Source organism: Pseudomonas sp. NKUCC02_KPG, from assembly GCF_019345465.1.
Classification (GTDB): Bacteria; Pseudomonadota; Gammaproteobacteria; order Pseudomonadales; family Pseudomonadaceae; genus Aquipseudomonas.
Genome location: NZ_JAHKRC010000022.1, coordinates 1 through 14,442 on the forward strand (window position 1 = coordinate 1; position 14,442 = coordinate 14,442).

Below are 14,442 nucleotides of genomic sequence, written 5' to 3' on the forward strand. Positions count from 1 at the left end.
GCTGACGAGTGGAACGAGGCTGCGATCGATCGCGAAGCGGTCGCAAAGCCGATACACGCGGTTTACCGGATTAACCGTGGAAGCTGATTTACGACGGCTGCGTCGGGGTGCTGTATCACGCCGATCGCAGCCTCGCACGGCTCGTCAGCGACTACAGGGCGGCTACTGATGACTCACCCAAAACACCGCCGTGGCAACCACCAGAATGATCAGAAAAAAAATAGCCCACGCATCAACCTTGCTGTCGTTTTTGCGCGCTTTCACGGGAGTACTCATCGCATCGCCTCTTTTCGGTTTTATGGGTGATTGCTTGAAGACTTCTGCTCAGTTAAGTCCAGCAATGCCCCGACCACAAGTAAGGGATTGAGAATCAACCTCTTATAGTCGTTTTGGTTCTTTGCATATGCTTAAACATCACTTTTGCGCATAACTACAAACTGGTATCGTGCCCCGCTCCGTGGGGAGTGCGCGGCCGTGCGCGCAGATAAGCTGTTAGCAGCCTGAGAACAGGACCTATATGTACGTATATGACGAGTACGATCAGCGGATCATCGAGGACCGCGTAAAGCAGTTCCGGGATCAGACCCGACGCTATCTGGCAGGTGAGCTGAGCGAAGAAGAATTCCGCCCCCTGCGCCTGCAAAATGGCCTTTATGTTCAACGTTTTGCCCCGATGCTGCGAGTTGCGGTGCCTTATGGTCAACTGACTTCGCGCCAGGCGCGAATGATGGCCAAAATCGCTCGCGACTATGACAAGGGCTATGCCCACATCAGTACCCGCCAGAACGTGCAGTTCAACTGGCCCGCGCTGGAAGACATTCCGGACATTCTGGAAGAGCTGGCAACCGTGCAGATGCACGCCATTCAGACCAGCGGCAACTGCCTGCGCAACGTCACCACCGACCAGTTCGCCGGTGTCGCTGCCGATGAACTGATCGATTCGCGCCCTTGGTGCGAAATCGTGCGTCAGTGGACGACCTTCCACCCGGAATTCGCCTACCTGCCACGCAAATTCAAAATTGCAATCAACGGCTCGACATCCGACCGTGCTGCAATCGAAGTCCATGACATTGGTCTTGAGCCCGTATTCAACGAAGCCGGCGATCTGGGCTTTCGCGTACTGGTGGGTGGCGGCCTGGGCCGTACGCCGGTCATCGGCGCGTTCATCAACGAGTTCTTGCCGTGGCAAGACCTGCTGAGCTACCTCGAAGCCATCCTGCGGGTTTACAACCGCTATGGCCGTCGTGACAACAAGTACAAGGCGCGGATCAAGATTCTGGTCAAGGCCCTGACGCCTGAAGTGTTTGCAGAGCGCGTTGAAGCCGAAATGGTTCACCTGCGCGGTGGCTCGAATACCCTGACCGAAGCTGAAGTGCAGCGTATCGCCAAGCACTTCGTGGACCCGGACTACAAAGCCCTGCCTGACTTCGGCGCTGAGCTGGCCGAACTCGACAAGCAGCACCCGGGCTTCGCCCGTTGGCGTACCCGCAATACCCTGGCCCATAAAAAGCCGGGTTATGTCGCTGTCACCCTGTCGTTGAAGCCTACCGGCGTCGCACCGGGCGATGTGACCGACAAACAGTGGGACGCCATTGCCGACATGGCCGACCGCTTCAGCTTTGGCCAGCTGCGCACCTCCCACGAACAGAACATCATTCTTGCCGATGTGGAAGAGAACCAGTTGTTCACCATGTGGGGCGAGTTGCGCGAAAACGGCTTTGCCACGCCGAACATTGGCTTGCTGACCGACATGATCTGCTGCCCGGGCGGCGATTTCTGCTCCCTGGCCAACGCCAAGTCGATCCCGATCGCCGAAGCGATCCAGCGTCGTTTCGAAGACCTGGACTACCTGTTCGACATCGGCGAGCTGGACCTGAACATCTCCGGTTGCATGAACGCCTGTGGTCACCACCACGTCGGTCACATCGGGATTCTGGGTGTCGACAAGAAAGGCGCCGAGTTCTATCAGGTGTCCCTGGGTGGCAGCGCCAGCCGTGACGCAAGTCTGGGCAAAATCCTCGGCCCTTCGTTCGCACAAGACGCCATGCCGGATGTGATTGAAAAGCTGATCGACGTCTATGTTGAAAAACGTACCGAAGACGAGCGCTTCATCGACACCTATCAACGTATCGGCATTGACCCTTTCAAGGAGCGCGTCTATGCAGCGAATCATTAAGAACAATCAGGTCATCGATGAAACCTGGCACTTGCTGCCCAAGGAAACCACCTTTGACGAAATCTCCAACTGCGACGATCTCATCGTCCCGCTGGTGATGTGGCGCGAGCACGGCCATGCACTCAAGGCCCGTGATGGCGGTCTGGGTGTGTGGCTGGACAGCGATGAAGAAGCCGAGGAACTGGGCGAAGACGTGGTGCATTTTCAGGTCATTGCCCTGAACTTCCCGGCCTTCACCGATGGTCGCAGCTACTCCAATGCCCGCTTGCTGCGTGACCGTTATGGTTACAAAGGCGAATTGCGCGCCATTGGCGATGTACTGCGCGACCAGTTGTTCTATCTGCACCGCTGCGGTTTCGACGCGTTCGCCATTCGCGCCGATAAAGACCCGTACGAAGCACTGGAAGGCTTGAAGGATTTTTCGGTGACCTACCAGTCGTCGAGCGACGAGCCGATGCCGCTGTTCCGTCGTCGTTAAGTGCGTGGCAGGCCTTGGGTTCACCCAAGGCCTGACTATCTTCAAGGTTTATTCAGGCGCCGCGGCAGGCTAAACCTGCATAAACGGATGTTCTGCTATTTCTTCCCGGGTCAATCGGCTGATGATGACCTCTCTCGCTTGGCGACGACTTTCCCCTACCTCCCCTGTTTGCTCAACATAGTCCTGACTGGACATGCTCTCGCGCCCGACATATAGCGACTGCATGCGCTCATGCAACGGAGAATCCGCGGACTGAAAGACCGCAGGGTACTTCTTCTCCAGAAACGCTTCCCAGAACGCCTGTTTTTCAATAAAGGCAGTCCGCTTGGTGAAGGTGTCCTCACTCAACACATAGTATTTTGCAGCCTCAAGTTCCTCCGGGGTTACGTTGGCCAACCGTTCAAAGATCATGCTCCTGGGCCGTGCGGGCAAACCAAGCTCCTCGGCTAACCTGACCTGATAAAACATCTGTACTTCCAACGGTTCGACCCGTTCGAGCCGTAGCTGCAAGTCAACAGGGCTGAGCCTCTGCGCCAATTGCATGGCTTGCGGCGTTGCCAGCCGATAAGCAATACCTTGCTGCTCCTGCGCGGTCATGTCCGCCAAGGGCTGATCCAGGTCAACCGTACCCGCAGCATCAACCAGGCGCTGCAACTGCTGGACGTAATTTCGCTGATCGGTATGGACCTGGGCAATTCGCGATTCAATGACCCCTTGCACATGGGTGTCCAGCAACTCGATGCGAAACAGTCCATAACTCAGTCGCAGGAGTTTTTCTTCGGCATTGGCTGCGCCTTGAGCCGTCATGATCTGGTGTCGAAGTTCCAGGTCCGCAAAGATCATCGGAATGCCATCGGCACAGGTATTCGGATTGGCCGACACTTCAAATAACTGTTCTCGCAACTCACTGTTGCCGTGCATCCCGTCAAGCATGCCCCATACGCGCATCGTTAAATTTTCACGCCCGCGCAAATACTGGGATGACGCACTGAGGTCCTCCAGAACGCGGAAAAAATCAGTCGAGCGACCCATGCCTCTCAGATCACTCCAGACGCCCAGTTGTTCGACCGTAGGCTCTGGCGCCCAATGAAAAATCCCGCGTGCGGGTTCGACATGTTGACGCCGTGGCCTGATCCCAAAAGTGATGCCGTGCTCGCGCCGGTAATTTTCCAGGCGGCGCAAAGAGTCCGCACTCAACGGGTTGTCATGCAGGAACGTGACTCGATTAACCGCAGCCCTGCCGGCAGTCAGCACCTCTGGCGGTATGCGACTGATGCTGTTGTCACGCAGATCAAGGGTTTGCAGGCGCCTGAGTGACTGCACACCCTCAGGCCAGGTTTGCAAGCCGGTATAGCGCAACTTGAGTTGTTCAAGATCCACCATGCGCTGAACAGAGATGCGCCTGCCCAGGGGGTTGCCCACCAGATCCAGGGATTTGAGCCTGGTCAGCCCCGACAGCAGGGTGGCTGCGCTCTCGTTCAACACAATCTGATTGCCACGCAGATTCAGTTCGAGCAGTTCAGGCATCCTTGAAAGCGCCGCAGGCAGTTCGGCAAGCTGGCTGTTGACCAGGGACACAATTCGCAGATGAGGGAACTGCTCCAGAAACCTGCCGGGGAATTGACCGTTTGGCGAGTTGTGCAAGCGCAGTGAGCTGACATGGCTGAAATCCGCCGACAGATCCGGCAGGCAATCAACCGGCCATGCATTGAGATCCAGGACATACCCGCTGTGCCCTTCCAGATGCACACTCTCGCCCAGCCTGCGCCAGGTGCGAATCAGGGTCTGGCTGATCCCGCGCTTGACCTGGGCCGATACCTGCACCCGCGGCCCCGCCGTCGGCTGGCTCCACACCGTGCTGCCCACCCAATGGTCAAGATCGTTGCGCAGTGTCTGCAACTGCGCTTTGAGCTGGGTCAGGGCTTGGGCAGCCAATTGCGGACCAAGCCTCAATCGGTACAAAAACTGCCCCACCTGTGCCTCACTCATGGTCGGGAACAGCTCTCTGGCCAGGTCCTTGAGCTGTCTGGGGCTTTGCTCTTCCAGCAGGCGTCCCGAGCGCCCGCCCAGGGTGTATCCCACACGGCCATCAGCCAGGCGCAACGGGGATCTGAACCAGGGCTTAATGGGTTGCATACCCAGCAACTGGGCACTGCGCGGCCGATTGCGTGCCGCCGCGTCGGCAATCTTGCGACCAAGCACTGCCCCGGCATCGACCACGGGAAGGCCCAGTGCGTTGCGCTCCGAAGGCGTCAGCGCATAAGCCACACAGTTCAACAGATCGGCACTGCGATAAGCCCTTCTCTCAACAGTTCCAGGAACTTCGTACTCGCCATCACCCTTGAAAAACTCCCGGGTTTTCGTGGCCGGGGCATTGCCCACGGAGTGCAGCACTTCCCCGGTACGCTTGTCACGAATCACAAGGCGCAAATACGCGGGCCAGCCCGGAAAATCCGCCAGGGCCAACAAGGCCAGCGAGTTGCTGTCGGCGTTGCGCAGGGCTTCAAAGTAGAGCCCCTCTATTGAACGATTCAAGCGCACAACCTGGGCGTAACGGCGCGCCTCCTCCAGAACATGCAGCTGCAGACGTTCGCCACTGCCGAGGGCATCAACTTCTTCAAGGGACAAATGGCTGATCAACTCCTCCAGCACGGGCACCGGCAAGCCGGGAAACTGCCTTCTAAGCCTGTGCGCCAGCCTTGGCACAACCTCGCCAAGGCTGTACAGCCGCAAGAGCAGCTCGGTTTTGCTCACCTGGGCAAGCTCACCCAGCATGCGCGAAAGGGCTTGAACCTGCGCCTCCAGCCCCCTGACCGGCTGCTCCAGCAATCTGTCGATTTGACGGGATGACAGGGATTCCAGGGTCACTTTCAACAGATCGCCGTTCCTGACCTGGGTTTCAGCAATTTGCAGTCGCGGATGGGTTTCCACCCGATCAGGGCCATATTCCTCCAGCACCACCCCCTCCCTGTCGACCAGACTCAATACTCGATCCGCAGGCCAGCCCGGCAATCGGGTCAGCAGTTGCAGTTGCAACGACGCATTGTCTACGGAGCGATTGATGCCCTGTTTCATCTGCTCGATAAAACTCTCGATCATTTCACTTAACCGTACGCGCTTGATGCTGTCCGCCAACAGGGCCGGTGGCGGCAGGTGATCCATGTACAGCTTGCGCAGCAGCCCCTCACCGGTATTGGTCACCTTCAAAATCAGCTCGGCCGTTGCCTGTGACACCCCTTTCACCTCAGGACCGAGGCGGCTGAACAACTGCGCACGCGACCATTGCATGGGGGTCTCCAGCTCATGCACCCATGCCCCGCAACCGTTATGTTCGAGCCGGGGCGTATAGGCCCCGGCGTCCGTGGGATGCTGGATAAAGCCCTGCCGCGCGCCGGCAACCGGCATCACCCGGAACACACGACCTTCAAGCTGGATAAATTGCCTGTCGCCCACGCTGTACAGCCCTTGCGCATCGGGGACGACTCCGGTCAACGAGACGTCCTTGAACACATAGGGCTCAAGATCCGGGCGCCACAAACGCATCTGGCCTGTGACCGTGCGCACAGGCACCAGCGCATCCACAACGGACAAAGGACGCAATGTGGATGCAGCCCCGGCAGAACCGGTCGCCAGGGCAACGTTTTGTGCGATATCGAACAAGTGCTCCAGGGCCGCGACGCGGTCATTGCGTTGCCAGGCCTTGATCCCTTCATACACATCGACACCCAGCTGAATCACACTGGTCACCAGCAAAATCTCACCCAGAACAGGCACAAAACCCAGCGCCAATGTCAGCAGGCTGAGCCCGGTATTCAAAAAGGTCGCCTGGCGTTCCAGGCGGGTCTTGGAATCTTCGTCTTCAGTGGGCACGACCAGCAATCTGGCATCGTCCTTGATTTTCGCCAGCTGCAAACGCCAGGCCACGACACAGGGGTCTTCCGTCTGGGGCAGATGCACGCTCTCGGACATCAGGGCCGGTTCATTGATAATGGGCGGGCGGCGCAGCAGCAGCGAATCCCAGGTCACATGCTTCACGTCCGTACGCCGCATGAACTCGGCGCGGTGACGCAGCGGCACCATTTCAAAGAAGTAACGAGCAAACACCTGGCCCTTCAACCACTCGCGCAATGTCGCCTTGAGCATTTCAAAAGATTCAAATGCGTGAAAAGCCCGATCAGGACTGTTCGGCAGATAAAGTACGCACGCCTGTACTTGCTGCACGGGTTGTTGCTCGGGCCAAAAGACCATCACCCCCGGCACTTCAAAGCCCATGATCTGCAACGTGCTATGGCCAGGCTGCATGCCCGCCAACCGATTCCCGGGGGCCGACAACAGATTGAGCATAAAAGCGTAATGCGCCGTAATGACCTCCCTCTTCATATACGCCATGTGCAGGGCAGACAAGACTTCGCAGCGTATGTTCCGGCTGAACAACCGATTTAATTTAGACGCTCTGGAATTGATATTCTCCGGTGCCAAGTTGCCGTCGACCGGTTCAAACACATCAGCCAAATGCCTCTGGTACTGCACACCCAGATTCAAGTCGCGGCATATAAGTGCAAAGTGTTGCGGCTTCAGGGTCGCGTGTTCAACCTGTTTTCGGGCAACAACTTCATAGATACAACTTCCCGGATCAAAGCCGTCACTGCGGGTTTCTGAAACCTCAAAGTTCTGCAACGCCGCTTGCAACAAGCTGTGATCGGTGGTGCTGGCCACCAGATCAAGTTCCAGTGACTCGGGGTGCAGGATATCGGGCAAGCGTGTCTACCAGCTTGACTTGCTGACGGGCAAAGAACAGCGTCAGGTTACTTAACAGACGAACATGCTTGATCCCGTAGGCTCTGGGGTTCACCTGGTCCCAGCCGCGACCCGTCAGCGCGGTCTTGAGCAACGGTTCAGCAAACTGTTCGATGGGTTGCAACCCGGCCAGGACAGCGGCTACCGCGCGCTGGGCCTCTTGGCCCTGGATAAAGCTGTTGCGCAATGCCTCACGCAAACCGGGGTCTGCCTGAATAAACCAGGGCGCCAACAAGGCAGCGATATAAGCACCATGTTGATTGTCGGCCCGCGTGTTGGCCAGTTGGCTGGCGCGTTCAATAACGGAGTATTCTGTCTGTGATGCACTAGTGTGTGTCATGGCTCAAGCTCGGCATAGGTGTTGATACCGTCAGCTTATAGAGCGCACATTAATAAAGTCCGTTAATTACTTGATCACACTTCCAGCAACTGAGTTAAAAACAGGTTTAAAACAATTAATAATTACCGCACTTGAAAACCAGAACAAGTTTCAAACAAACGGCACTGCTGCAACTGCAACAGTGCCGGGGACAATTACCAGAAGCGCTGTTGAGTCAAACGCGACCAGAGTGAATCAACCACCTTTTCAGCCGACGTGCTGGCCGCCAGCCCCACTCGCTCCTGCAAGCTTTTACGCTGGGCATAGTGCAGGTGATAGAGCTGGGCATCCCTGGCCCGCTCGGACAGGTACTCGTCGCTGGTCTTGAGCTCATCGACCAGTTGCATGTCGACCGCTGCAACACCCAACCAGACTTCACCGGTGGCCACTTCATCGATTGCCAGTTGCGGACGGTACTTGGCCACAAAGTTCTTGAACAACTGATGGGTAATGTCCAGGTCCTGCTGGAACTTCTCGCGGCCTTTTTCAGTGTTTTCACCAAACACCGTCAGCGTGCGCTTGTACTCGCCTGCGGTCAGCACTTCGTAGTCGATGTCGTGCTTTTTCAGCAGGCGATTGACGTTGGGTAACTGCGCAACGACGCCAATGGAGCCGAGAATCGCAAACGGTGCGCTGATAATTTTCTGCCCGATGCACGCCATCATATAACCGCCACTGGCGGCGACTTTATCGATGCAGACAGTCAACGGGATGCCTGCCTGGCGAATACGCGCCAGTTGCGACGATGCCAGGCCATAGCTGTGCACCATGCCGCCACCGCTTTCCAGGCGCACGACCACTTCATCAGTCGGCTTTGCCAGGGTCAGCAACGCGGTGATTTCGTGACGCAGGCTTTCAGTGGCAGATGCCTTGATGTCACCGACAAAGTCCAGAACAAAGACCCGAGGTTTGTCATCCGGCTGTTTTTTCTGCTTTTTGTCCGCTTTAACGGTCTGCTTGTGCAGTGCCTTGAGCTGGCTCTTGGACAACAACGACTGCTCCAGACGCTCACGCAGGCCTTTGTAAAAGTCATTGAGCTTGATCACCTGTAATTGCCCGGTGGCCCGGCGCCCCTTGCCACGCAATGCCGCAAGGGTCACGAGGACCACCACTATGGCAACCACCAGGGTCACGGTCTTGGCCAGAAAACTGGCGTACTCGGCAAGAAATTCCACAGCCTCTCCTTAAAACGTCTGCAGCCCTCGGGTCAGGGCTGCGCAATGGCAACCAGCATACCGGCGCCAACCGGGGCCTGCCAGCCGTGAAACGCCTCGCATTCAGTCACAGGAGGAATTCAAACAAGCGTATGTTTTTTCATTGACAGCCACTTGCCATCCTCCTAACCTCGCCTGACTTTCAGCGGACCGGAATGACGCGGACGTGGGCAGCATCTATTTGATACGACATGGGCAGGCCTCCTTCGGTGCAGACGACTACGACGTGCTGTCACCACTGGGCGTGCTGCAGGCACAAATTGCCGGTCGGCATCTGGCCGACCTGGACCTGCGCTTTGACCGCTGCCTGTCAGGCGACCTTTCACGCCAGCAGGACACCGCGCGCCATGCCCTGGCACAGATCAATGCAGCCGGGCTGCCCATCCCTGAACTTGAAACCGACGCCTCATTCAACGAATTCGATGCATTCGCCATACTCGAAGCCCTGCTTCCCGGCTTGCTGCCAGAGGAGCCTGAGGCGCTGGCGATCATGAGCGATGCCGCGTGCAACCCGGCCGAGTTCCAGCGCATCTTTGAACGGATCATCGACCGCTGGCTCAGCGGTAGCTGGGACACCCCCGGTCTGGAAACCTGGATGGGGTTTGTCGAGCGGGTTCAAGCGGGGCTGAACCGCATTCTTGAACTTGCCAAGAGCCAGCAGAACATTGTCGTGTTCACGTCTGCCGGCACCATTACCGCCCTGATCCACAGCCTGACCCGCATTGCGCCCACCGATGCCTTCAAGCTCGGCTGGCAAATTGTCAATACCTCGCTCAGCCAGCTCAAGTTCCATGGCAACGAGGCAACCCTGGCTTCCTTCAACAGTCATGTGCATTTGCAACTGTTGAAGACGCCGTCACTCATCACCTATCGATGAGCGCCGGCAACCGCGGCCCTCGGGCCGCTGTAAACCACCCTATATAAGGATCGAACCATGACTTCTGTAGCTGATGCCGTTCAAGCAATGAAAGCCAAATTCAACCCAGCCGCTGCTGCAGGCCTGGACCTGGTATTTGGTTTTCGCATTGATGAAGACAAACACTTCTCGCTGATCGTCAAAGACAGCACCTGTGAACTGAAGGAAGGCGAAAACCCGGACGCCCAGGTCACTCTGGTCATGGACGGCGAAACCCTGGAAGGCATCGTCAGCGGCGAAACCGACGGCATGCAAGCTTTCATGGGCGGCAAGCTGCGCGCTGAAGGCGACATGATGCTGGCCATGAAGCTGAGCGAACTGTTCCCGGCCTAAGCCACCGGCAACACCCAGAACCGAAGCCCACGCGCTTCGGTTTTTTTTGTCCTGTGCTTCACTCAGGCAATGGTTATCAAGGGAGCTGATCCCCCATTAACACCCCTGCCTATTAAGGCTGCGCCTGCCCTGGTTGCCCATTAAATTAACGAATGTTGTCAGGCCACAAATATAAGCAGAAGAGATAAACATGGCGCTTACCGACTCGTCCACCCGCATCCGCCCTGGCGAAGAACTCGACGCCAACCGCATTGATCCTTACCTCAAGGGCCATATCCCGGATCTTGAGGGGACACCCACGATCAGCCAGTTCCCCGGCGGTGCTTCCAACCTCACCTACCTGATTGACTACCCGGGCAAAGAGCTGGTGCTGCGCCGCCCGCCCTTTGGGCACAAAGCCAAATCTGCCCACGACATGGGCCGCGAGTTCCGCATCCTTAATCAGCTCAAGGACGCTTTCCCCTACTGCCCCAAGGCCTATGCCCATTGCACCGACGAACGCCTGATCGGCTCCGAGTTCTATGTCATGGAGCGGGTCAAGGGCATCATCCTGCGCTCGGATCTGCCCCAGGAGCTGGCATTGGGTGCCGACGCCACCCGAACACTGTGCAAGCGCTTTATCGACACGCTGGTCGAGTTGCATCGCGTTGATTACAACGCCTGTGGCCTGGGTGATCTGGGTAAGCCCCAGGGCTACGTGCAACGTCAGATCAGCGGCTGGAGCGCGCGCTACGAAAAAGCCCTGACCCCCGATGCGCCGCGCTGGGAGGCGGTCAAGGACTGGCTGCAGACCAACATGCCAGCCGATCACCCGACCCCAGGCATCATCCACAACGACTACCGCTTCGATAACGTGATCCTCGATCCCGCCGACCCGATGCAGATCATCGGCGTGCTGGACTGGGAACTGACCACCCTGGGTGATCCGCTGATGGACCTGGGCAACACCCTCGCCTATTGGATTGAAGCCGACGACCCGGCCCCGATCCAACGAATGCGGCGCCAGCCGAGCAACGCCCCCGGTATGTTGACCCGCCGCGAGTTCGTTGATTACTACGCTGAGCGCTCGGGAATCGAGATCGACAACTACGATTTCTACTACACCTACGGCCTGTTCCGTCTGGCGGGTATCGTCCAGCAGATCTACTACCGCTACTTCCACGGCCAGACCCGGGACAAACGTTTCGCGCAGTTCGTACAGATGAACGCCCTGCTTGAGCACATGAGCCTCAACGTCATTGGCCGCTCCAGCCTCTAAGCCCGAGATCACAAGGAATCAGCATGTCCAGGACTCAACTGTTCGACCTTGATGGAAAAATCGCTTTTGTTTCCGGTGCCAGCCGCGGTATCGGCGAGGCCATTGCCCGGCTGCTGGCCCAGCAAGGTGCCCACGTTATTGTCTCCAGCCGCAAACTCGAAGGCTGCCAGCCTGTAGCCGACGCAATCATCGCCGATGGCGGCAAGGCAACGGCCATTGCCTGCCATATCGGCGAAATGGAACACATCACCCGCACCTTTGCGCGCATCCGCGAAGATTTTGGGCGCATCGATATCCTGGTCAACAACGCCGCCACCAACCCGCAGTTCTGCCACGTACTGGACACCGACCCGGTGGCCTTCCAGAAAACCGTCGACGTGAACATTCGGGGTTATTTCTTCATGTCGGTCGAAGCCGGCAAGCTGATGCGCGAGCACGGCGGTGGCAGCATCATCAACGTGGCCTCGATCAACGGCGTCACACCGGGTGAGTTCCAGGGGGTGTACTCGATGACCAAGGCCGCGGTGATCAACATGACCAAAGTGTTTGCCAAGGAATGTGCCGCCTACGGTATCCGCTGCAACGCACTGCTGCCGGGCCTGACCGACACCAAATTTGCTTCGGCACTGGTCAGCAATGACGCCATCCTCAAGTCAGTCCTGCAACATATTCCGCTAAAACGCGTTGCCGCCCCCAGTGAAATGGCCGGTGCAGTGCTGTACCTGGCCAGCGATGCCTCGAGCTACACCACCGGGGTTTCGCTGAATGTGGATGGCGGGTTTCTGTCCTGATCCCTGTGGGAGCGGGCTTGCTCGCGATGGCATCCACCCAGCTTGCCTGCCAGAACGCAGCACCTGCATCGCAGGCAAGCCAGTTTGTGTCACTCAACGCTGATACCGGTCGCCCAATCCCTGATGACGCATGTTTACCGCCATCAGGCAGCGCTCTGCCTCTTCCACCATCTCGTCGATCAGGTCCTGGCAGCTTTTCAGATCGCCAATCGCCGCCGCCACTTGCCCGCACGGCAAAATTCCTTCATCCGGTACGCCATCCACCATCGAGCGCTGCAGCAGTACCGGCTGGTTGGCCGCCATCACGGTTTGCGACAGGGCACCGGGGTCTTCCTTCACCGACTGAACGAACACGCCAAGCATATGCCCCAGGCTCATGCCGGTCTGTTGCTTCCAGTGCCAGGCACTGCCCAGGGCAATTCGAAGACGGCCAAAGGCGCTGGCCTTTTCCAGACGATTGATGAACGCGTTCTCGATCATCCGGTGGCGCATGCCGTCCACCGCGGTGGTGACGCGGATACGTTGGGGATCGGCGACTTTTACATAGCGCTCCAGGGTGGCAAGGGGTGTGGGCGATTCCTGGGTCATCAGGAACCGCGTGCCCATTGCAATCCCGGCCGCACCGGTGGCCAGGGCGCCAGCCAGTCCGCGCCCGGTGGAGTAGCCGCCCGCCGCAATCACCGGTACCCGCACCGCATCCAGCACTTGCGGCAGCAAAATGGTGCTCGGCACGCCTCCGGTATGCCCGCCGCCTTCGCCGCCCTGCACCGTGATCATGTCCGCGCCTAGTTCAACGGCCTTGATCGCGTGCTTGAGCGCGCCCACGGTCGGGATACACAGCACCCCGGCCTTTTTGAAACGGTCGATGGTCTGGCGGTCCGGACCACGTCCATAACTGACGGCGCGCAATCGGTACTCAATGGCCAGGTCCACGCACTGCGCGGCGTTCTCCTGGAACATATGGAAATTGAGACCGAAGTTACTGCCCCCCGTGGCCTCGATCACCCGCTTGATTTCAGCCTCCAGCTGATCCGCAGCAAGGGTCGCACCCGCCAGAAACCCGAAGGCTCCGGCCCGGGTACTGGCGATCACCAGATTGGCGTCTGCCACCCAGCCCATCGCGGTTTGCACGATGGGGTAGCGACAGCCCAACCCATCGGTCAACGCCGTTTTCAGGTACTCGCTCATCGACCCTCTCCCGCAGCCGTCTTGTTCGCTTCAATCATGGCCTTGGCGTCGTAGCCCCCAAGCTTGTCACCCGACAGCAACTCGTTATGACTATGGGCAAAGTGATGCCAGGCAAACACCGCATCCATCGCCGTGCGCTTGCCTTGCAAATCTTCAACGTGATTGATCGCCTGCTTGGTCAGCGCCAGGCCCATGCGCGGCTGCCTGGCAATCGCCGCTGCCAGCGCATAGGTGCCCGCCTCCAGTGCTTCGCGGGCAAAGAGGCGATTGACCATGCCCATCTGATAGGCGCGCTCTGCGCTCATGCGATCCCCGGTGAACAAAAATTCCTTGGCTATACGCGGATTGAGTTCGTAGGGATGGGCAAAATACTCCACCCCCGGAATACCCATGCGCACCACCGGATCCTGAAAGAAGGCATCGTCACTGGCCACGATCAAATCGCAGACCCACGCCAGCATCAACCCACCGGCAATGCACGCGCCCTGCACCATGGCGATGGTCGGCTTGGGCAATTCGCGCCAGCGCCGACACATGCCCAGGTACACCTCCTGCTCCCGGGCATACAGGTACTCGCCACCCGGTTTGTTAGTGTGATCCCACCACAGGCTGGCGCGGTCGAACTGTTTGTTGATATCGCGCCCAGGGGTGCCGATGTCATGCCCCGCCGAGAAGTGCTTGCCATTGCCGCGCAGCACGATGACCTTCACCGCGTCGTCATTCACGGCGCGGCGAAAGGCATCGTCCAGGGCATAGGTCATCTGCGAGTTTTGCGCATTGTTCACGGTAGGCCGATTCATGGTCAGCGTGGCAATACCATCGGCCACTCCATACAGCACCGGCTCTTCGGTTTCATACACAGCGGTATCAGCCCGCTGTACAAATTCGCTGTCGCGGCTCATGTGAGTTCCT

The 14,442-nt window shown here is 58.2% G+C and carries 11 protein-coding genes; 6 read left to right on the top strand and 5 right to left on the bottom strand.

Annotated features, from left to right (window positions below):
* The first annotated feature begins 517 nt into the window (after positions 1 to 517).
* Both KO536_RS22805 and KO536_RS22810 read left to right on the top strand, forming a co-directional pair.
* Positions 518 to 2,176, top strand: a complete 1,659-nt coding sequence (locus KO536_RS22805; protein ID WP_219263077.1) for a nitrite/sulfite reductase — start codon at positions 518 to 520, stop codon at positions 2,174 to 2,176.
* A complete protein-coding gene (locus tag KO536_RS22810) occupies positions 2,160 to 2,654 on the top strand; it encodes a DUF934 domain-containing protein (protein ID WP_219263078.1) in 495 nt (164 codons plus the stop codon). Before KO536_RS22805 ends, KO536_RS22810 begins: the two co-directional genes overlap by 17 nt.
* 69 nt (positions 2,655 to 2,723) lie before the next feature.
* Here the strand turns inward: KO536_RS22810 and KO536_RS22815 are convergent, their stop codons facing one another.
* The 3 genes from KO536_RS22815 to sohB all read right to left on the bottom strand — a co-directional run bounded on the left by KO536_RS22815 (position 2,724) and on the right by sohB (position 9,005).
* Positions 2,724 to 7,412 carry an NEL-type E3 ubiquitin ligase domain-containing protein gene (locus KO536_RS22815; RefSeq protein ID WP_257623061.1) on the bottom strand — a complete coding sequence of 1,563 codons (4,689 nt, stop codon included), beginning with the start codon at positions 7,410 to 7,412 and terminating at the stop codon, positions 2,724 to 2,726.
* Positions 7,375 to 7,791: a DUF6543 domain-containing protein gene (locus KO536_RS24385; protein ID WP_257623062.1), complete on the bottom strand. Its 417-nt coding sequence runs from the start codon at positions 7,789 to 7,791 to the stop codon at positions 7,375 to 7,377. The genes KO536_RS22815 and KO536_RS24385 overlap by 38 nt, the downstream gene beginning before the upstream one ends.
* A gap of 194 nt (positions 7,792 to 7,985) precedes the next feature.
* Complete coding sequence (gene sohB / locus KO536_RS22820) at positions 7,986 to 9,005, bottom strand: protease SohB (protein ID WP_219263079.1); 1,020 nt, start codon at positions 9,003 to 9,005, stop codon at positions 7,986 to 7,988.
* Between the two features lie 205 nt (positions 9,006 to 9,210).
* On the opposite strand from sohB, the gene KO536_RS22825 reads away from it, so the two are divergent.
* From KO536_RS22825 to KO536_RS22840, 4 genes are all read left to right on the top strand, one after another.
* Positions 9,211 to 9,921 carry a histidine phosphatase family protein gene (locus KO536_RS22825; RefSeq protein WP_219263081.1) on the top strand — a complete coding sequence of 237 codons (711 nt, stop codon included), beginning with the start codon at positions 9,211 to 9,213 and terminating at the stop codon, positions 9,919 to 9,921.
* 57 nt (positions 9,922 to 9,978) lie between these two features.
* The gene (locus KO536_RS22830; protein WP_095000408.1) at positions 9,979 to 10,293 is read left to right on the top strand and encodes an SCP2 sterol-binding domain-containing protein; all 315 of its coding nucleotides are present in this window, start codon (positions 9,979 to 9,981) and stop codon (positions 10,291 to 10,293) included.
* A 190-nt stretch (positions 10,294 to 10,483) separates the two neighbouring features.
* Positions 10,484 to 11,551: a phosphotransferase family protein gene (locus KO536_RS22835; RefSeq protein ID WP_219263082.1), complete on the top strand. Its 1,068-nt coding sequence runs from the start codon at positions 10,484 to 10,486 to the stop codon at positions 11,549 to 11,551.
* Between the two features lie 23 nt (positions 11,552 to 11,574).
* The gene (locus KO536_RS22840) at positions 11,575 to 12,342 is read left to right on the top strand and encodes an SDR family oxidoreductase (RefSeq protein ID WP_219263087.1); all 768 of its coding nucleotides are present in this window, start codon (positions 11,575 to 11,577) and stop codon (positions 12,340 to 12,342) included.
* 93 nt (positions 12,343 to 12,435) lie between these two features.
* Here the strand turns inward: KO536_RS22840 and KO536_RS22845 are convergent, their stop codons facing one another.
* Positions 12,436 to 13,530, bottom strand: a complete 1,095-nt coding sequence (locus tag KO536_RS22845; RefSeq protein ID WP_219263088.1) for a nitronate monooxygenase family protein — start codon at positions 13,528 to 13,530, stop codon at positions 12,436 to 12,438.
* Positions 13,527 to 14,432 carry an enoyl-CoA hydratase gene (locus KO536_RS22850; RefSeq protein WP_219263090.1) on the bottom strand — a complete coding sequence of 302 codons (906 nt, stop codon included), beginning with the start codon at positions 14,430 to 14,432 and terminating at the stop codon, positions 13,527 to 13,529. Before KO536_RS22850 ends, KO536_RS22845 begins: the two co-directional genes overlap by 4 nt.
* Between the last annotated feature and the right edge of the window lie 10 nt (positions 14,433 to 14,442).